Here is a 19,862-nt window from a genome sequence, read left to right on the forward strand (position 1 = left end):
AATGTATTAAATCGAAGGGTCTTTTTTATAATGTCAAATCAATCACTTGGTGGCGCCTCAAACGAATCTCAAACAGAGAGGTGCCCTAAAAATACCTATTTTTATTCATCTTTAGAATAAAAAAAGGGCCCTTATGGGCCCCTTTTGATTTGATAAGATTCAAGCCAGTGGGAATGCGGGATGCACAAAACCCTGATAACCATCGATATGCAACTTGGCAAGCAGCTCAACCTGATGTTGATCTTCAACCCGGGTTGCAATGGTTGTGACTCCTGCATTGTGAGCGGCGCGGCACACTGCTGCCAGGAAGGAGGTATCCGCCCCCGGCTCCATCACCTGACTGGTATAGCCATGGTCGACCTTGACATAGGCTGGGGCCAGCTCTTCCAGATATCCCAGTGACTGGAAGTGACGTCCATAATGATCCACCCCCCACTGGAATCCATGTTCTTGCAAGGCCTTAACCAAGGCGGTGACATGATCTTTATGCTTCATGATGGCAGCTTCCGGGATTTCAAACAGCAGCCGTTCTTGCAGCTCGGCATGATCCGTCAGATAGCCGGTCAACCACGCTCTGAACTCATCGGAACACAGCGAGCCAGCGGTAATATTGACCGCCAAGACCAGATCCGCCTGTTGTTGGAGCAATGGAATAGAAGCTTCAAGTATCGCTTGATCGAATTCGCCGCCCAATTTGAACTGTTCGATGGCCGGCAAGAATTGACCTGCAAAATAATCGGTGCCATCACGAGAAATAGAGGCAAACAATTCGGCATGCAAACGAACACCGTTATCAAATCTGCAGGCAGGTTGCGCCTTGAAGCGCCACAAGTGCCGAGCGATGGCATCTTGTACCAGATCGCGCCAAGCCAGACGTCCCATCAATCCTTGATCAACACCGCCCTCCATGACTACTGCGCCACGACGTTCATTACGCGCTTTGCCCAACGCGTTGTCGGCCTTGGTTAGCAACGCTGACAAATCATCATTCCCATCGCGCCCTGCAATACCGATAACGGAGAGTGCACCGCCCTCACCCATGGGGTTCACAACCAGGTCGGCAATGCGACTGTTGATCACCTCCGCCAAATCTTTCAGCTGGGCCAGATCATCGGTAGGACACAGCAAGGCATATTCCGTGGCCGAAATCCGCGCCAGTGCCGACCCATCCCAGCCTTTCAGCTGCTCCTTCAGAGCCTGTGCTATCGACTTGACCATGTTGTCGCGAGCGGCAAACCCCTCCTCACGGTACAGGTCATCCAGCATATCGACAGCGACCAGCATGACGCCGCCTTGTCCCGCCTCGGCAATCCATGCGTTTACCTGCCCCACGAAATAAGCCCGGTTGCCCAAGCCGGATACTGCATCCACATAAACCCGCTCCCGCAATTTTTCAGCCTCATCAGCCTGCTCCTTGAACTGCAGGGCCAGCTTGCTGGAAAGCGTATTGATGGCTTGTACCACCTGTTTCAATTCATGGGTCTTGGGTTCAGGAATGGCATGGCCAAAGTGGTGCAGTTCGATCTCCACCGCCTGCTCGCAGATCTGCTTGAGCGGCTTGAGCAAATAGTTGAGCGCACGCATCAACAAAATGGTGGTGATGAGAAAACCTATCAGAAACCAGCTCGCCAGTTCACTCATACCACGCCACAGCTCGTAATAGGCTTGCCCGGGGTGACCAACAACCTTCAATTTGCCCAGTTGCAGCCAGCCAGAGGTCAGAATCGATTCGTTGGATACTTCCGGAAACAGGCCCAAATTAATGAACCACTGCGGCACCCCCTGAATATTGTTGGTATTTTCCTGCTCAATGACATCCTTGGAAGCCAACAAGTCCAGACGGACCAAGCGATAATATCCCCCATCAAATATCGCCTGGATGACGGATTCAGCCCCCACCTTGTCACCATTTTCCAGATAAGGTGTCAACGCCAATCCCAGGGATGTGGCGGTGTTGATGACTGTGGTTTCCTGCTGCTGCGCCAGATAGGTACGAGTCGAGTTGAATTGCACCCAATAGGTGGCTGCAAACAACAACCCGAACAGGATCAACATGGTGGCCAGTAATTGTCTGTAGAGCGTCATAGGTTAATCATCCAAATTCAACACAGGCTGAGCCAATCGCCCCGAAGTCATGCGATTGCGTAAATCATTCCATAATCCCAGGCGTGAGGACTGTCCAGCCAGTTCCCCTTGACCACGCGCCTTCATCAACCACAAGTGACTACCGTTAAAGCTGTATATCGGCATCAGATCCCGGCGCTGGCTGGCTGGCCGAATCGACCCAATCAAGTTATCCAAAATCACGGGGACTGAGGATGGCGTGTCATAGTAAGCAACCACCATATGAAACTGGTTGTAATCCAATGCCTTGACATAGACCATCCGCATTTTTTCATCCGGCACCCCCAATTCCAGCAGGGTAAAGTACTTTGAAATGCTGAAGTCTTCACAATCACCACCCGCCGCGCCTAAAAATTCCAACGGGGTCGCCCAATAGTCTTTTTTGCGCCACAACTTGATGTCGTCGATAAAACGCATCTGGTTGAAAAACTGGTTTACCTTCTCCAGTTTCTGGCGGTCTGTCAGACCCGCGGCACGATTCTGCATGACCAGCGTACGCCAAGTCGTGACCCGTTTGCCGGCTCTGACACCGTATGTTTCCTGTGCCCGCTGTACCAGTTTGAGATCTTCGGGGGTAAGAGGCTGACTGGCAGAAAGCAGCAAAGGCAGAGAAACCAACAGCAGCCAGAGTGACCAGCGTAACCAGCGCGCACGCAAAAACGGAACCAAGCCGAAGCTTGACGCCATGCCAACACTGCCTGCCCGATACTGCTCAGTCACATGCATCTTCAAAAGATCCACTGGCTGTTACAACGCTGGCCAGAAGTGGCCGTCAGAGACAAGGGATGGCGGCAGCCCGGCTGCAGCCATCCCTTTCACCCGCATCAAACCTGATGCGCACTCCATTACTGTTTAGCTTGCCAATCGGCCGGCTGCTTCACATTAAACGCATTGAGCAGACTGCCAGTGGCATTGAGGATCCGATAATCCGCCAACAAGGAGTCGTACTCGGCCGTGATGTAGCTGCGACGGGCCTCAAACAGTTCGTTCTCGGTGTTCAGTACGTCCAGCAAGGTACGCTGGCCCAATCCGAACTGCTTCTTGTAGGCCTGTACGGTGTCATAGCTAGCATCCACGTGCTCTTTCAGGAAGGTCTTCTGTTTGGTCAAAGACTCTTTGGCGTTCCAGGCCAGGCGGGTTCCCTCTTCAACCTGACGGAAAGCATTCATATGAATATCTTTCGCCTGGGAATAGAGAGCGGACGTCGCCTTGCTCTGCGCCAGATCGGAACCACCACGGAACAGGTTGTAACGCATGCGCACCATGGCGGTCAGATCGTCATTGCGTCCTTTTACTGCATCAATGTCCTCGTTCCAGTTCTGATCCACTTCAAACGTGACGTTGGGATAAAAACCGGACTTGGAGCCTTCATGCTGATATTTGGCGGCTTCGATATCCTGCAAGGATGACAGCAAGGTCGGATGCACCTCGGTCGCCGTCTTCAAGGCGGCATCCAAGCTGCTCGGAATGAGCTGAGCATCCGGCACCGGCTGTACCAAATCTTTTGGCATCTCATTGACTACCCGGATGAATTCGCTCTCGGCATCCCGGTAGTTGTTTTCGGCAGCCGCCTGATTGGCATAGGCTCTGGCGACACGACCATCAATTTGGGTCTGGTCTGCCGTGGATCCCAAGCCAGAATCGGTCCGCTTGCTGATGTCGCTGCGGATCTGCTCGTGAGTTTCCAGGTTCTGTTTGGACAGCTCGAGGATCTCCTGCTGACGCAGCATGTTGAGGTAAACCTCAGCCACGCGCAGGGCTGTATTCTCCGCCTCGGAGATCATGGCCAGACGCTGAGCATTGGCTTCGGCATCGGTACGAGCCACGTTGCTGCTGACGTTGAAACCATCAAACAGCATCTGGCGCAGACTGATACCGGCCTCTTTACGGGTCATGGAATCATCGATGGTGGTCGAATTCGCACCGGCTGCACGAGTTGACGGGCTGTCAGTCTTCTCATAGCCGACACCGCCGCGCAGATCGATGGTGGGATAGTAACCACCTTTGGCCCCATCATGCTGATACAGTCGCGCCTGATAGAGATCAAAAGCTTCCTTGATTTTGGGATGGGTAGCCAGTGACTGTGCCACTGACTGTTCCAGTGTTTGGGCCTGGGTAAGGCCCGGGAACAGCACGGCGCCACTTACTAACATGGCAACAATCGTCTTCTTCATGGTATCTCCAGTCATGTTGTTTTTAGATTGTTGGCTTATCGTTCTCTCAGTGCCGACTGCTTTGCCCGTAAAATCGGCTTAAGCAAATAGTCTAGGACACTTTTTTTACCAGTAATAATATCTGCACTGGCTAACATACCGGGGATGATGGGAAGTGCGTTAAGCTCATCGCCCAAGTAACTTTTCTCGGTGCGGACTCGTACCAGGTAAAAGGAATTGCCATCTTCATCCTGGATCGAGTCAGCACTTATCTGTTCAACCTTGCCATGTAATCCTCCATAAATTGTGAAGTCATAGGCAGTAATCTTGACCACGGCCTCCAGCCCTGGCCGCAAGAACGCGATATCTTTGGGCGACACTTTGGCCTCGACCAGCAGAGTGTCTTCCAGCGGAACAATTTCCATCAGATCCATGCCGGGTTGCACCACACCACCCAGCGTGTTGATCTTGAGTTTCTTGATGGTGCCCTTGAGCGGCGCAATGACGCTGGTGCGATCCACCCGATCCCGCAGCCCAACCTGGCCTTCGGACAGCTGGCTCAATTTGCCTTGCCGTTCATTGAGCTCGGTCTGTGAATCGGCCCGGAATTTCAAGGCAATGTCGTTGCGCTTGGAGATGGTCTCCCGCAACACGGAATCGAGTTTGGGAATAAGCAGCCGGTTGCTCTCCAATTCCCCCTGCATTTCGTTGACCTGACGCTCCAGTTTGATCAGCTCGACCTGAGGTACTATCCCCTCCTTGGCCAAGGGGCGGCTGATATTGAGCTCCTGCCGCGCCAGATCCACGCTACGCGCCACCGTCCTGATCTTGGCGTTGAGCTCTATGGTCTCCTGCTCTTTCTGTTCAATCTGTTGCCCCAGAATATAGAGCTGGTTGTTCAAGTTGTTGAGACGCTCATCCTGAACTGATTTTTCTCGAGCCGCATATTCGGCAAAGACGTTTTCGAAACCATCAGGGAAATCGATGGGTTGCTTGTCGACCACGACCTGCTCACGCCACCCCAGATTGGGACCGGTCTTGACCACCACGCTCTGGATTTCGGAGCGCAGCCTGGCAATATCCCCCTTGAGGGTCACCAGCTCCTGCTCCCGTTCACGAAAATCGGAGCGGAAGCGAGTATCATCGATACGCAAGAGCGGCTGCCCTTTTTCAACGATGTCACCCTCTTTGACGAAGATCTCCTTGACGATCCCCCCCTCCAGATTCTGGATCACCTGCAATTGACGGGAAGGGATGACCTTGCCCTGTCCAACGGTGACCTCATCGAGCTCGGCCCAGGCGGCCCAGACAATGGCGCTCATGAAAAACAGGAAGCAGGCCCACAGCAATGCCCTGGCTCGAGTCGGGGTACTCAGCAGTACCGCAGCCGCACCGTCATCGACGAATTCAAGGTGCTCCGGCGCCGGCAATACGGTATCGGAAGGCGCCTTCTTGAACAGTCCAAACTTAGCCATTGGACGCCTCCTGCACACGCACCTTGCCCTCTTTCAGTTGTTGCAACACAGCCTCTTTGGGCCCATCGGCCACTACCTGCCCCTGCTCAACCACGATGACCCGCGAAGCCACATCGAGCATGGAGGTTTTGTGAGTGATCAGGATCAGGGTCGTTTCCGGTCCCAATCGTGCCAACTCATGCTTGACCTGCATCTCGGATTGGTTATCCATGTTGGAGGTGGGTTCGTCCATCACCAGAATGGGGGGGTCGTTGAGCAAGGCTCGCGCCAGCAGGATGGCCTGACGCTGACCACCCGAGAGCTGACGGCCCCCCTCACCTATCTGCCGATCCAGCCCGTTGGGATCCCGATTGGTAAAATTGGTGACGCCGGCCCGTTTGGCGGCCCGCATGACCCGCACATCGTCCACCAGCGGATTACCCAGCATGATGTTGTCGCGTACCGAACCAAAAAACAGGGTCACGTCCTGCGGGACACAACCTATGTTGCGCCGGATCACCGAGGCCGGCAGCTGATCCAGCTCGAACCCATCGAGTCGCACCGAGCCATCGGTGGGCCGATACAAGCCCATCAAGATCTTCTCGAGCGTGGTTTTACCCGCTCCGATCCGGCCTATGATGGCTACCTTCTCGCCCGGTTCGATACGCAGATTGATGTTGTGCAGGGTGCTGGTTTCCATTCCCGGGTACTTGAACGATACATTGTCAAACTCGATCCGACCGGATATCACGGGATGGTGGATGTACTGCTTGCCCTCTTCCTGCTCACCCGGCGTCACCATGATTTTTTCCAGGATTTCCAGTGCGGACTTGGCCTGGTTGTAACGGGTGGAGAGCACCGACAACTGCACCATGGGCGCAATCGCGCGGCTTGACAGCATGACGGCGGCAATCATGCCACCCATGGTGACCAACCCTTCCGAGATCTGATAAACGCCGACAATCACCAGTGCCACCGTCACCACCTGCTGGATATAACTGGCCAGCGAAGACATGGAGTTGGTGATGCGGCGAGTCTGCACGCCCCAGGTCGAGATATGGGAGACGGCCTGCTCCCAGCGATGCTGGAACATGCTCTCAGCCCCGAAAATCTTGACGGTCTCAAGGCCTGAAATGCTCTCGATCAGGTTGGCGTTCTTCTGGGAAGCAAGCCGCGATCCCTCTTCGATGGACTGCTTGAGCGGCGCCTGAATATAGAAGCTGTAAATAATGAGGATCAGCATGGCGACGATCGGTACCACGACCATGACACCGGCAAAAATCCAGATGATGAACAGGAAGAAGACCGCGAACGGCAGGTCGATGAGGGTAGAGACGGTAGCGGAGGTAAAAAACTCCCGTACCGATTCGAACTCCTGCAGATGTTTGGCAAACGCACCGGTCGAGGCCGGCCGCGACTCCATCCGCATGCCCATCACCTTGGCGAAGATCTTGGCCGACAACAGCACATCCGATTTTTTACCGGCGATGTCGATGAAGTAGCTGCGCAGCTGACGCATCACGAAATCGAAGGTGAACACCACCATGGCCCCGACCGCAAGCACCCAAAGAGAATCAAATGCCAGATTGGGCACTATCTTGTCGTAGACGTTCATGGTGAACAGCGGGCTGGCGATGGCAAACAGGTTGATGAGGATGGACGCGATCAGTACGTCCCGATAGATGCCACGGGATTCAAACAGAGTGCTCCAGAACCAATGCCCGTCACGGGTCTCCAGCACCTTGGGGGAGCGCTCATCAAACTTAAACTGCTTTTTGACAAAAAACAGTCGGCCCAGATATTCATCACCCAGCTGGGCCGCACTGAGCCACTGGGCCGCATCTCCCGCCTGAGGAAAGATGACCTTGCCCTGACTCCTGTCTTCATTCCACTCCAGCAGAATGCAGGCACCGCCATTGCGCATCTGCAACACGCAAGGCAGCAACAAGGGGGAGATTTCGGCAAGCGGTTGGATCACTTCCCGGGCCGACAGCCCGCCCCGCTCGGCGGCACGACTAAACAGGTTGGGCGTCAACAGGCCGGACACCAGTGGCAAACCGGTCGTCAGGGCATCCTTGCTGTTGGGCACCCCATAAAAGCGGGTCAGAAAGACCAGACACTCCAACAACTCGTCAATACGGTTAGTTTCTGCTTGCATAGCATCCTGTCACTGCATGATTGGGCCGGCTCTATCGCCACACCGATATTCAAGCTTCACGGGCGCAGTTTGGCGCAGACGATCCCGTGACATAAAGAACAGAGCTCCCCGAGAAGGGATCAACAGCCTGATACACATTAAGCACAGGTACATGACACTGAATGTCATTGGCAGACCTGATAGGCATTACACCCAAAGGCGAGACGGGCAGTTTGGTTGCGGATCGCGACACAAGATGGCGCCATATCCGATATATCCCGTCCAAATTGGAAATAATACAAGCTTATTGATAATGATATCTTTTTCAAGCCAAGTACTATATCAAGACAATTTTACCGAAACTATACCGCAAAGACTGAATTTCATCTAATAACTCACTGTTTTTTTGATGAAATCTGATTACCTAGTCGATATTGCCAGAAAGCGAAAAAGGGCGCCCCAGCGCATGACCCTGGGCGCCGGAGCGGGCCAGTTCATTAGCAATGTCAGCCATGGCTGTCCAGCGATTCTCGCACCAGGCCGGCGCCAACAGAGTCGGACGGCGTGCCGACGCCGAGATGCGGTGGTACACCACCTCGGGCGGCGTGTGCTGGATCATGGCCACCGCCGCTTCCACATACTGCGCCAGGCTCGGCACCTCCAGTCGACCCGCCTGCCACGCCTTGCCAAGGGTGCTTCCCTCTACCACGTGCAGCGGGTGCAACTTTATCCCCTCCACGCCCGTCTCCACGATGCGCTGCAGCGTATTCAGGCTGTCCATGGCGACTTCACCAGGCAGACCGACGATCAGGTGGGCGCACACCTTGATACCGCGCTGATGGGCCCTGGTCACAGCGTCAGCATAGGCGGCATAGCCATGACCCCGGTTGATGCGCTGCAGCGTCTTGTCGTTGGCGCTCTGCAACCCCAGCTCCAACCACACCTCGTAACCCCGGGCCTGATAACCGGCCAGCAGGTCCAATACCGCATCCGGCACGCAATCTGGGCGCGTCCCTACACACAAGCCCACCATGTCGCTCACCGACAGCGCCTCTTCATACATGCGCTGCAGGTACTCCACCTCGGCATAGGTGCTGGTATAGGCCTGAAAGTAGGCGAGATAACGTTTGGCCCGGGTCACTTCATCCCGGCGAGCCAGCAGTTGCTGCACCACCGAAAGCTGCTGGGCCGACTCGTCGGCAAAGGAGGAAACATTGCAGAAAGTGCAGCCGCCACGGCCCAGCGTGCCGTCCCGGTTCGGGCAGGTGAAGGCACCGTGAATGGAGAGCTTGTGGATCTTCTGGCCATGGCGCTGCTTGAGATCCTGGCCGAATGTATTGACGAGTTCGTGTAACTGCATGACACCTCCAGTAAAGGGGCGTCATTGTACGAGCTTGGCCGCGTGCAGCGCTGCGCTGGATCAAGAGAGGAGAGAGTCGGGAAAACATATAAATATTCACCAATAACCGGATAAATATCAGCAAATGGGTAGTTATCGACGCTTTCGAGACTCATCCCAAATTTGACGAAGGCTCAACACCACCACAAAACCATCTTCTAACAGTTTGTTGAATAATGAAAATTTTCTCATAGACGGTGGTTTTGCAAATGCAAGTCACCTGCTTCGTTATTGTGATCTCGGCCATTCACTTGTCGAGTGGATTGGTAAAATTACTACAAATCCTTGCCCCCATTGAGTCAACCAGCAAAGCCCAATATGACAATACAAAATTCCACAAAAACAAAAATAACCAGAGCAATTGCCAGTTAATACCCCATATAGACCCGTACCCCGACATTTTGTTATGAGTTTGTGATAATGAAAACAGCCGGGATGTCCAATTGACCTTGCCGAAAAATCCCATTAGTTTGGAGATTCGCCACCTCAGGCGGACGGAACCACAAGAGCCAATCGCAATTTATGCAGTCTGTTGATGACAGTGCGATGCAAGGCCGAGCAAGGGAGAAATGCAATGTCACTATATGATCCAAAGCTGGAGAGGGATAACTGTGGCTTCGGCCTGTTGGCCCACATGGAAGGTGAAGCCAGCCACAAGCTTGTCCGTCTCGCGATGTCAGCATTGGCTCGCATGCAGCACCGTGGCGGTATCTCCGCCGACGGCAAGACCGGCGACGGCTGCGGTCTGTTGCTGCAAAAACCCGACAGCTTCTTCAGAGCTGTCGCCGAAGAGAAGGGATGGCACCTGGGCCGCAACTACGCGGTCGGCATGCTGTTTCTCAACCCCGATCCCGTCTTGGCGCAAGCCACTCGCGACATCATCGACGAAGAGCTGGAGAAGGAAACCCTGAGTCTGGTCGGTTGGCGCAAGGTGCCTATCGATACCAATGTACTCGGCCCCATCGCCAAGGCCTCCCTGCCCAGCATCGAACAGGTCTTTGTCAACGCCCCCCCCGGCTGGGTCGACAAGGATCTCGAGCGCCGCCTCTATATCGTGCGCCGCCGTATCGAGAAGCGCATCAGCGACGACTACTTCTACGTGGTCAGCCTCTCCAACCTAGTCACCGTCTATAAAGGACTGTGCATGCCGGTGGACTTGCCGCGTTTTTATCTGGATTTGGCCGACATCCGCATGCAGGCGGCCATCTGCGTGTTCCACCAGCGTTTCTCCACCAACACCAGCCCGCGCTGGCCGCTGGCGCAACCGTTCCGCTACCTCGCCCACAACGGCGAGATCAACACCATCGCCGGCAACCGCCAGTGGGCCAAGGCGCGCAGCTACAAGTTCGCCACCCCGCTGATCCCCGATCTGCAAGAGGCAGCCCCCTTCGTCAACACCACGGGGTCGGACTCCTCCAGCCTAGACAACATGTTGGATCTGTTCCTGGCCGGTGGCATGGACCTGTTCCGTGCCATGCGCTTGTTGATCCCGCCCGCGTGGCAGAAGCACCCGAACATGGATGACGATCTGCGCGCCTTCTACGACTTCAACTCCATGCACATGGAGCCCTGGGATGGCCCGGCCGGCATCGTCATGACCGACGGTCGCTACGCCACCTGCGCGCTCGATCGCAACGGCCTGCGTCCGGCCCGCTACGTCATCACCAAGGACAAGTTCATCACGCTGGCCTCTGAAGTGGGCACCTGGGACTACACCCCGGACGAAGTGCTGGAGAAGGGCCGGGTCGGCCCGGGCGAGCTGTTCGTGGTCGACACCAGCAACGGCAAGATCTGGACCAGCTTCGAGATCGATGACGATCTCAAGAGCCGTCACACCTACAAGCAGTGGATGGACAAGCACTGCAAGCGGCTGGTGCCGTTCGAGCAGATGGATAACGCCAGCACCGGCGCCCGCGAATTCTCCGACGATCAGCTGAAAACCTATCAGAAGCTGTTCGGCTACTCCTATGAGGAGCTGGATCAGATCATCCGGGTACTGGGTGAAAACGGCCAGGAAGCGGTGGGCTCCATGGGGGATGACACCCCGATGGCGGTGCTCTCCTCCAGCCAGCGCACCCTGTACGACTACTTCCGCCAGATGTTCGCCCAGGTCACCAACCCGCCCATCGATCCGCTGCGGGAAAACCACGTGATGTCGCTGGCCACCTGTATCGGCCGCGAGCAGAACGTGTTCAACGAGACCTTTGGCCACGCCCACCGGGTGCTGTTCCAGTCACCGATCCTGCTCTACTCCGACTTCCACCAGCTGCTGGCGCTGGAAGGGGAGCACTATCGCCATCAGGTGATCAGCCTCAACTTCAAGCCCGAAGAGGGTCTGGAAGCGGCCATCCTGCGCATCTGTGAAGAGGCCCAGGCTGCCGCAAAGGCCGGTACCGTGCTGCTGATCCTCTCGGATCGGGACGTCAGTGCCGACACCCTGCCCATCCCGGCCGCCATGGCGGTGGGGGCGGTGCAGCGCACCCTGGTGGACAACAACCTGCGCTGCGACGCCAACATCCTGGTGGAGACCGCCAGCGTGCGCGACCCGCACCACTTCTCTGTGCTGCTGGGCTTTGGCGCCACTGCCATCTACCCCTACCTCGCCTACGAGACGCTCGCCAAGCAGGTAGAAGAGGGCGTGCTCAAGATGAGCCTGCGCCAGGCCATGCTCAACTACCGCAACGGCATCAACAAGGGGCTCTACAAGGTGATGTCCAAGATGGGCATCAGCACGGTGGCCAGCTACCGCTGCTCCCAGCTGTTCGAAGCGGTGGGCCTCTCCAAAGCCGTGGTCGAGATGTGTTTTCGCGGCGTATCGAGCCGCATTCAGGGCGCCGATTTTACCGACATCCAGCAGGATCAGTTCAATCTGGCCCGTCAAGCCTGGCTAGCCCGCAAGGCCCTCACCCAGGGTGGCCTGCTCAAATTCGTCCACGGCGGCGAGTACCACACCTACAACCCGGATGTGGTGCAGACCCTGCAAGTGGCGGTGCGCTCCGGCAACTATGCCGATTACAAGGAGTACGCCCGTCTGGTGAACGAACGGCCGGTCGCCACCCTGCGTGATCTGCTCACCCTGAAGAAGGTCGACAACCCGGTGGCACTGGAGCAGGTGGAGCCGGCTGCCAAGCTGTTCCCCCGCTTCGACTCCGCCGCCATGTCCATCGGCGCGCTGGGCCCGGAAGCCCACGAGGCGCTGGCGGTGGCCATGAACCGGCTCGGCGGCCAGAGCAACTCGGGTGAAGGCGGCGAAGACCCTAAGCGCTTCGGCACCGAGAAGAATTCGCGCATCAAGCAGGTGGCATCGGGGCGCTTTGGCGTCACCCCCCACTACCTGATGAACGCCGACGTGGTGCAGATCAAGGTGGCCCAAGGCGCCAAGCCCGGCGAAGGGGGCCAGCTGCCCGGTGACAAGGTGACGGCCCAGATCGCCAAGCTGCGTTACTCGGTGCCCGGCGTGACCCTGATCTCGCCGCCGCCCCACCACGACATCTACTCCATCGAGGATCTGGCCCAGCTCATCTTCGACATTAAGCAGATCAACCCAAGCTGCCTGGTGTCGGTGAAACTGGTGTCCGAGCCCGGCGTTGGCACCATCGCCTGCGGCGTGGCCAAGGCCTATGCGGACTTCATCACCGTCTCCGGCTACGACGGCGGCACCGGCGCGAGCCCGCTCACCTCGGTCAAATACGCCGGCTCCCCCTGGGAGCTGGGCCTGGCAGAGACCCAGCAGGCGCTGGTCGCCAACGGCCTGCGCCACAAGGTGCGCCTGCAGGTGGATGGCGGCCTCAAAACGGGTCTGGACATCATCAAGGCGGCCATTCTCGGCGCCGAGAGCTTCGGTTTTGGCACCGGCCCCATGGTGGCGCTCGGCTGCAAATACCTGCGTATCTGCCACCTGAACAACTGCGCCACCGGCGTCGCTACCCAGGATGAGAAGCTGCGTCGCGAGCACTTCACCGGCCTGCCGGAGATGGTGATGAACTACTTCAAGTTCATCGCCGAGGAGACCCGCGAGCTGATGGCCCAGCTGGGTGTCACCCAGCTGACCGACCTCATCGGTCGCACCGACCTGCTGGAAGCGCTGCCCGGCCTCACCGCCCGTCAGGCCAAGCTGGATCTCTCCGGCATTCTGGCCAGCCCGGTGGCACCGGCAGGCTCCAGCCTGTTCAGCCAGCAGCACAACCCCACCTTCGACAAGGGGCCTTTGAACCTCAAGATGGTGGAAGATCTGCTGGAGGCGGTGGAAAACATGAGCGGCGGCGAGTTTCGCTACGACATCCGCAACACCGACCGCTCGGTGGGGGCGCGTCTGTCCGGCGAGATCGTCAAGCGCCACGGCAACCAGGGGATGGCGGCCGATCCGGTGCGGGTTCACTTCAACGGCACCGCCGGCCAGAGCTTCGGCGTCTGGAACGCGGGTGGCCTTGAGATGATCCTCACGGGGGACGCCAACGACTACGTAGGCAAGGGGATGACCGGCGGCAAGCTGGTGATCAAACCCCATGTCGGCGTGGCATTCAAATCCCACGAGGCGGCCATCATCGGCAACACCTGCCTCTACGGTGCCACCGGCGGCAAACTTTACGCTGCGGGTACTGCCGGCGAGCGCTTCGCGGTGCGCAACTCCGGGGCCCTCGCGGTAGTCGAGGGGATCGGTGACAACGGTTGTGAATACATGACCGGCGGCATCGTCACCGTGCTCGGCACCACCGGCGTCAACTTCGCCGCGGGCATGACCGGCGGCTTCGCCTACGTGCTCGACGAGTGCGGCAACTTTGCCAAGCGCACCAACCCCGAGCTGGTGGAACTGCTGGACGTGGCAGATCTCGCCATCCATCAGGAGCACCTGCGCGGCATCATAACGGCGCACCTCAACGAAACCGGCAGCTCGCGCGCCGAGGAGATCCTGGCCAACTTCGACTCCTATGTGCCCAAGTTCAGGCTGATCAAACCCAAGTCCAGCGACGTCAAATCGCTGCTTGGTCACACCAGCCGTTCCAGTGCAGAACTCAGAATCCAGGCGCAATAAGGAGGGAACCCTATGAGCCAGAACGTATTTCAGTTTATCGACGTGCAGCGGGTCGACCCGCCCAAGAAGCCGCTCAAGATCCGCAAGATCCAGTTCGTGGAGATCTACGAGTCCTTCAACCAGGCCCAGGTCGGCATGCAGGCGGATCGTTGCCTCGACTGCGGCAACCCTTACTGCGAGTGGAAGTGCCCGGTCCACAACTACATCCCCAACTGGCTGAAGCTGGCCAACGAGGGACGCATTCTGGAGGCGGTGGAGCTCTCCCACCAGACCAACAGCCTGCCGGAGGTGTGTGGCCGGGTCTGCCCGCAAGACAGACTGTGTGAGGGTGCCTGCACCCTCAACGATCGCTTCGGTGCCGTCACCATCGGCAACATCGAAAAATACATCACCGACAAGGCGTTCGAGATGGGCTGGAAGCCCGACCTCTCCAAGGTGGTCAAGACCGGCAAGCGGGTCGCCGTCATCGGCGCCGGCCCGGCGGGTCTTGCCTGCGCCGACGTGCTGGCACGGGGCGGCGTCACCCCGGTGGTGTTCGACAAGTATCCGGAGATCGGCGGTCTGCTCACCTTCGGCATTCCCTCCTTCAAGCTGGAAAAAGAGGTGATGCAGCGTCGCCGCGAGATCTTCGAGGGGATGGGGGTGGAGTTTCGCCTCGAGACCGAGGTGGGTCGCGATGTCACCTTCGCCGACCTGCTCGGCGAGTTCGATGCGGTCTTCCTCGGGGTCGGCACCTACAAGTACATGAAGGGCGGCTTTGCCAACGAGGAGGCACCGGGAGTCTACGACGCCCTGCCCTACCTCATCGCCAACGCCAACCGGCTGCTGGGCTTTGAGAAGGCGCAAGCCGACTACATCGACTTTGCCGGCAAGCAGGTAGTGGTGCTCGGCGGTGGCGATACCGCCATGGACTGCGTCCGCACCGCCATCCGTCAGGGGGCCGACAAGGTGATCTGCGCCTATCGCCGCGACGAGGAGAACATGCCGGGTTCCAAGCGGGAGGTGAAGAATGCCCGCGAAGAGGGGGTTGAATTCATGTTCAACCTGCAGCCGGTCGGCGTCGCGCTGGACGCCCAGGGCCACACCTGCGGCATCAAGGTGGTGAGCACCGAGCTCGGCGCCCCCGATGCCAATGGCCGCCGCAATCCGGTGGTTGTGACAGGCTCCGAGCAGGTGCTGGCTGCCGATGCGGTGGTGATGGCGTTCGGCTTCCAGCCCAATCCTCAGCCCTGGATGGCAGAACACGGCATCGAGCTTGACGGCCGGGATCGCATCAAGGCCTCGGAGCAGGCCGAACATGCCTTCCAGACCAGCAACCCCAAGGTGTTCGCCGGTGGCGACGCGGTGCGCGGCTCCGATCTGGTGGTCACCGCCATCTATGAGGGACGCAAGGCGGCCGAAGGGATCATGGACTATCTGGCCGTGTGATCTGCCGCCGCAACCAAGCAGCCATGCAAACAGCCCCGCTCGTGCGGGGCTGTTTTTTTATATCGCTCTCGATCAGCCAAAACCGGCTAGATGCTCCAGCTCTCCGGCAGCCGCTCGGTGAGGGTGGAGATGTATTCGAAGGTACGTGCCCGCTTGGGGGTGGTGAACATCTGGCGCGCACTGCCCGCCTCCACCACCTCACCCGCCTCCAGGAAGACCACCTGCTGGGCGATCTGGGCCGCCAGACGCAAGTCATGGGTGGCGATCAGCATGGTGGTGCCCTCACTGGCCAACTGGCGCAGCACGGCCACCACCTCCTGGGCAAGCTCGGGATCCAGCGCCGAGGTGGGCTCGTCACAGAGCAGCACCTTGGGGGCTGGCGCCAGCGCCCGGGCAATGGCCACCCGCTGCTGCTGACCGCCGGAGAGGGTGGCAGGCACCGCCTCGGCCTTGTGCCTGAGCCCCACCTTGTCGAGCAGTTGCAGGCCGCGCGCCGCCGCCCGCTCCCTCGGCCACTTCAACACAGTCACCAACCCTTCCAGCACATTCTCCAGCACCGTCATGTGCGGGAACAGCTGGAAGTTCTGGAACACCATGCCGGTCTGCTGGCGCAGGCTCAGCACGCTCTGGCGGGACAGGTGATGGGCAAAGTCGAGCTCGCTGCCCCCCAGCACCAGCTGGCCCGCATCGGGTCGCTCCAGCAGGTTCACGCAGCGCAGCAAGGTACTCTTGCCGCTGCCGGAGGGGCCGATCAGGGCGGTGACGCTGCCCGCGGCCATCGCCAGCCCCACCCCTTTCAACACTCGCTGCCCCGCAAACTGTTTCTCGATGCCACTCAAGCGGATCATAGGGCGACCTCCCGGGTCTCTTTATAAGCCAGTCGCTGCTCCAGCTTGTCTTGCAGGGTGGAGAGTACCGAGCTGAACAACAGGTAGATGAGGGCCGTCTCGACATAGAGGATGAGCGGCTCATAGGTGACGGAGGCGAGTCGCTGAGCCGCCTGAAACAGCTCGGGCACGGTCACCGCCGCCGCCAGCGAGGTGTCTTTGACCAAGGAGATAAAGGTGTTGGAGAGCGGCGGCACCGCGATGCGCGCAGCCTGCGGCAGGATCACCCGCCACATCACCTGGGGCCAGTTCATGCCAATGGAATAGGCCGCCTCCCATTGCCCTTTCGGGATCGCCGCCAGGGTGGCACGGATGATCTCCGAGCTGTAGGCACCGATGTTGAGGGTGAAACCGATGACGGCGGCGGTGAAGGCATCCAGCACTATGCCCGCGCTCGGCAGACCGTAAAAAATCAGAAACAGCTGCACCAGCAGCGGGGTGCCCCGAATAAGCCAGACATAAAAGCGGACCAGCATCACCAGCGGGGCCGGACCATATAATCTGGCCAGCGCCACCGACAAGCCGAGCACGATTCCCAGCACGAAGGTAATCAGGGTCAGCGGCACGGTAAAAATAAGCCCCGCACTGAGCAGGGGCCAAAAAGAGTCGATCATTAACTGCAACCAGGCCGGCACGTTAATATCCTCAGTTGTTATTATGTTGCCGCGATATTATTGCGAGACGTCGGTGCCGAAATATTTCTGCGATATTTTCTGATATGCGCCATCCTGCTTGGCATTGCGCAGCGCCTGATTGATGGCGGCCAGCAACTCGGGTTGTCCCTTGGCGAGCAGGGCCCCCGATTGATCCCCCTTGGCCTCGGTGGCCGCCACCTTCAACTTGGCGTCCGGCTTCTGTTTCTTGAAGTCGAGAAAGGAGAGGCTGTCGTTGAGGGTAGCATCCACCCGCCCGGTCAGCACCAGTTCAAGGGACTGGTTGAATCCCTCGGTGGCCACCACCTCGGCGCCCGATGATTTCGCCAGCTGAGCGAAGTTGCTGGTCAGCGACTGGGAGGATTTCTTGCCCTTCAGATCGGCAAAACTCTTGATGCTGTGGTTGTCGCTGTGCACCACGATCACCGCCTTGGAGGTGATGTAGGGGTCTGAAAAGTCATATTTTTTCAGCCGCTCAGGGGTGATGGCCACTTCGTTGAGCACCAGGTCGTAGCGCTTGGCGTCCACCCCGGCGATGAGACCGTCCCACTTGCCCTCGACGAACTCGGGCTTCACGCCGAGACCGCTTGCGATGAGCTCGCCGATCTCCACGTCAAAGCCCACCAGCTTGCCGCTCTTGTCGTGATAGGTGAAGGGAGGATAGGCCCCTTCGGTGCCGATCTTGATCACCCCGGCCCGCTGGATCTCGGCCAGGCTTGACTGTGCCTGTACCGAGGTCATCAGTGCCAGCGGAAGTGCCGCCATTAAAAACAGGGAGTGCCGTTTTTTCATTATTCACCTCGTTATATTTATGAACATCCAGAACGCTTGCCAACCACCACAAAATAAAAACTGCCGGTTATCATGTTTACATTAATTATCGGCAGAGATAACTTTCATAATGCTTGCCGGCGGTATGGATGAAACATAACGTGGCGCATGGCATGACCCAACCATGAAATACGGGGATATTTAGCGAAATAATGGATAACGAAAAAATAGTGACCGGGCTGGCCGAGGAATAGCTCCGCTGGCGGCGCTCCGCCAGCGGAAACCATATCAGGCGGGTTGCGACTCCCGCGGGATACTGGTGACCCAGTGACGACGCCAGTGCGGCGCCTCGTAGAGATCGGGCCAGAATTCGGTCTGATGGCAGATGGTATTGCCACGCACCGTGTGGAAGGTGATGGCACGCGCCTCGACTTCACCGTCGGTGATCACCACTTCGGTCACCACCTCCCGCCCCTGCTCCAGCAGGCGAACGACATCGAAATTCCAGGGCCCGGCCGCCGGGTAGCGTCGATTGATCTCGACGAAGTTGGCCCGCCCCTCGATCCGCTCCCCCGACTGGGGCCAGTCACAGAGGAAGTCATCGCTCAGCCACCTGGAGGCCTTGACGAAATCGTTGCTCTGCATGGCCTGCCAATAGGCCTCCACCACTGCTTTTGGTTCCATGGTCTTGTTTTCCATGCCTGTCCCCTACAACCGCACCACCAACCACTCCCCCTTGCCCACCGGCACCAGCGAGGTCGCGAAGGCCGGATCCTGCTCCACCTCTGCCATCCACTCGGCCAGCTCCTCCCGATGGGAGATGGCATTGTCCACCACCAGCAGACCGCGGGGGGCCAGCAGGCGCTGGATCTCGGGCCACCAGGCCTGGTAGTGCTGGCGATCGGAGTCGAGGAAGATGAGCGGGTAAACGGCCGTCGGCAGGGTGGGCAGCAGCGTGCCTGCTTCGCCCGCCAACTGCTCAATCCAGGGTTCGAGCCCGGCCCGCTGAAAGTTGGCGGCCGCCATGGCCCGTTTGCCCTCGTCCAGCTCGATGGTGGTGACCCGGCCCCCCAGCCGTTTGACTGCCTCGGCCAGCCAGAGGGTGGAGTAACCGTTGGAGGTGCCGATCTCCAGCACAGCATCGGCCCCCCTCGTCTGTACCAGCACCGCCAGCAGCTCGCCGGTATCGCGGGTAATGTTGAGCATCTTGCTGCCACGGGACTGTTGCGCGCCGTCATTCTGCTCGCCAAACAGCTCCAACTCCCGTTTCAGTTGTTCCAGTGCCATGTCTCCTCCTTGACGGTGTAAACGAGTCGGCCCGGTGCATGGCATGGCTGGACCGCCCCTCATGTTCATCATTTTGCTGCCGGCCCGCTCGGTGGCGTATCCCCCAGCAGGTAGCGGGGACCCTCACCCTGTCCGGCGGCCTGATCATCCGGATTGTAAAGTGCGCAGTGCTCCAGCGAGAGGCAACCGCAACCAATGCAGGCGCCGAGCTTCTCCTTGAGCTGCTGCAGAGCCGTGATGCGCCGATCGAGCAGGCTCTGCCACTGGCCGGCAATGCCGTCCCAGTCGCGGCGATCCGGGGTGCGCCTCTCGGGCAGGCCGGCCAGGGCTTCCCCTATCTCGCCCAGACTCAACCCCATGCCCTGCGCCACCCGGATGAAGGCGATGCGGCGCAGCACATCCTGCGGATAGAGCCGCTGGCCCCCCTCGCTGCGGACACTGCCAATCAACCCCTTCTGCTCGTAGAAGCGCAGGGCGCTGGCCTTGACGCCCGAGCGTTTGGCTATCTGGCCGATGGCCAGCCATTTGCGTTCCATC

The 19,862-nt window shown here is 58.5% G+C and carries 14 protein-coding genes; 2 read left to right on the top strand and 12 right to left on the bottom strand.

Translation table 11 applies throughout. The features are described 5' to 3' along the window. Window positions 1–159: 159 nt before the first annotated feature. The 6 genes from PG881_RS07240 to PG881_RS07265 all read right to left on the bottom strand — a co-directional run bounded on the left by PG881_RS07240 (window position 160) and on the right by PG881_RS07265 (window position 9,228). On the bottom strand, window positions 160–2,085 hold the full coding sequence (locus PG881_RS07240; protein WP_011706510.1) for an EAL domain-containing protein: 1,926 nt from the start codon (window positions 2,083–2,085) through the stop codon (window positions 160–162). A gap of 3 nt (window positions 2,086–2,088) precedes the next feature. Then, window positions 2,089–2,811 carry a transglutaminase-like cysteine peptidase gene (locus tag PG881_RS07245; RefSeq protein ID WP_118882257.1) on the bottom strand — a complete coding sequence of 241 codons (723 nt, stop codon included), beginning with the start codon at window positions 2,809–2,811 and terminating at the stop codon, window positions 2,089–2,091. A 158-nt stretch (window positions 2,812–2,969) separates the two neighbouring features. Continuing rightward, window positions 2,970–4,298 (bottom strand): TolC family outer membrane protein, encoded by a 1,329-nt coding sequence (locus PG881_RS07250; RefSeq protein ID WP_011706511.1) that lies wholly within the window; start codon window positions 4,296–4,298, stop codon window positions 2,970–2,972. Window positions 4,299–4,333: 35 nt separating this feature from the next. After that, window positions 4,334–5,752: an HlyD family type I secretion periplasmic adaptor subunit gene (locus PG881_RS07255; protein WP_011706512.1), complete on the bottom strand. Its 1,419-nt coding sequence runs from the start codon at window positions 5,750–5,752 to the stop codon at window positions 4,334–4,336. Continuing rightward, window positions 5,745–7,889, bottom strand: coding sequence for a type I secretion system permease/ATPase (locus PG881_RS07260; RefSeq protein WP_118880918.1), 2,145 nt, complete (start codon window positions 7,887–7,889; stop codon window positions 5,745–5,747). Before PG881_RS07260 ends, PG881_RS07255 begins: the two co-directional genes overlap by 8 nt. Before the next feature lie 403 nt (window positions 7,890–8,292). Next, the gene (locus PG881_RS07265; RefSeq protein WP_118880917.1) at window positions 8,293–9,228 is read right to left on the bottom strand and encodes a TIGR01212 family radical SAM protein; all 936 of its coding nucleotides are present in this window, start codon (window positions 9,226–9,228) and stop codon (window positions 8,293–8,295) included. Window positions 9,229–9,841: 613 nt separating this feature from the next. On the opposite strand from PG881_RS07265, the gene gltB reads away from it, so the two are divergent. Next, entirely contained in the window at window positions 9,842–14,299 is a 4,458-nt protein-coding gene (gltB, locus tag PG881_RS07270; RefSeq protein ID WP_270798969.1) for a glutamate synthase large subunit, read from the top strand. A 12-nt stretch (window positions 14,300–14,311) separates the two neighbouring features. Continuing rightward, a complete protein-coding gene (locus tag PG881_RS07275) occupies window positions 14,312–15,727 on the top strand; it encodes an FAD-dependent oxidoreductase (RefSeq protein ID WP_017410896.1) in 1,416 nt (471 codons plus the stop codon). An 86-nt stretch (window positions 15,728–15,813) separates the two neighbouring features. Here PG881_RS07275 and PG881_RS07280 read toward each other — a convergent pair whose 3' ends face one another. The 6 genes from PG881_RS07280 to soxR all read right to left on the bottom strand — a co-directional run bounded on the left by PG881_RS07280 (window position 15,814) and on the right by soxR (window position 19,861). After that, entirely contained in the window at window positions 15,814–16,575 is a 762-nt protein-coding gene (locus PG881_RS07280; RefSeq protein WP_118880915.1) for an amino acid ABC transporter ATP-binding protein, read from the bottom strand. Continuing rightward, window positions 16,572–17,228 (bottom strand): amino acid ABC transporter permease, encoded by a 657-nt coding sequence (locus tag PG881_RS07285; RefSeq protein ID WP_017410894.1) that lies wholly within the window; start codon window positions 17,226–17,228, stop codon window positions 16,572–16,574. The genes PG881_RS07280 and PG881_RS07285 overlap by 4 nt, the downstream gene beginning before the upstream one ends. Window positions 17,229–17,285: 57 nt before the next feature. Then, entirely contained in the window at window positions 17,286–18,059 is a 774-nt protein-coding gene (locus PG881_RS07290) for an amino acid ABC transporter substrate-binding protein (RefSeq protein ID WP_118880914.1), read from the bottom strand. Between the two features lie 267 nt (window positions 18,060–18,326). After that, entirely contained in the window at window positions 18,327–18,737 is a 411-nt protein-coding gene (locus PG881_RS07295; protein WP_016351173.1) for a nuclear transport factor 2 family protein, read from the bottom strand. A gap of 9 nt (window positions 18,738–18,746) precedes the next feature. Further along, window positions 18,747–19,325, bottom strand: coding sequence for an O-methyltransferase (locus tag PG881_RS07300; protein WP_118880913.1), 579 nt, complete (start codon window positions 19,323–19,325; stop codon window positions 18,747–18,749). A gap of 68 nt (window positions 19,326–19,393) precedes the next feature. Continuing rightward, complete coding sequence (gene soxR, locus PG881_RS07305; protein ID WP_264098699.1) at window positions 19,394–19,861, bottom strand: redox-sensitive transcriptional activator SoxR; 468 nt, start codon at window positions 19,859–19,861, stop codon at window positions 19,394–19,396. Between the last annotated feature and the right edge of the window lies 1 nt (window position 19,862).

This window comes from Aeromonas sp. QDB54 (assembly GCF_027707385.1).
Lineage (GTDB): Bacteria > Pseudomonadota > Gammaproteobacteria > Enterobacterales > Aeromonadaceae > Aeromonas > Aeromonas hydrophila.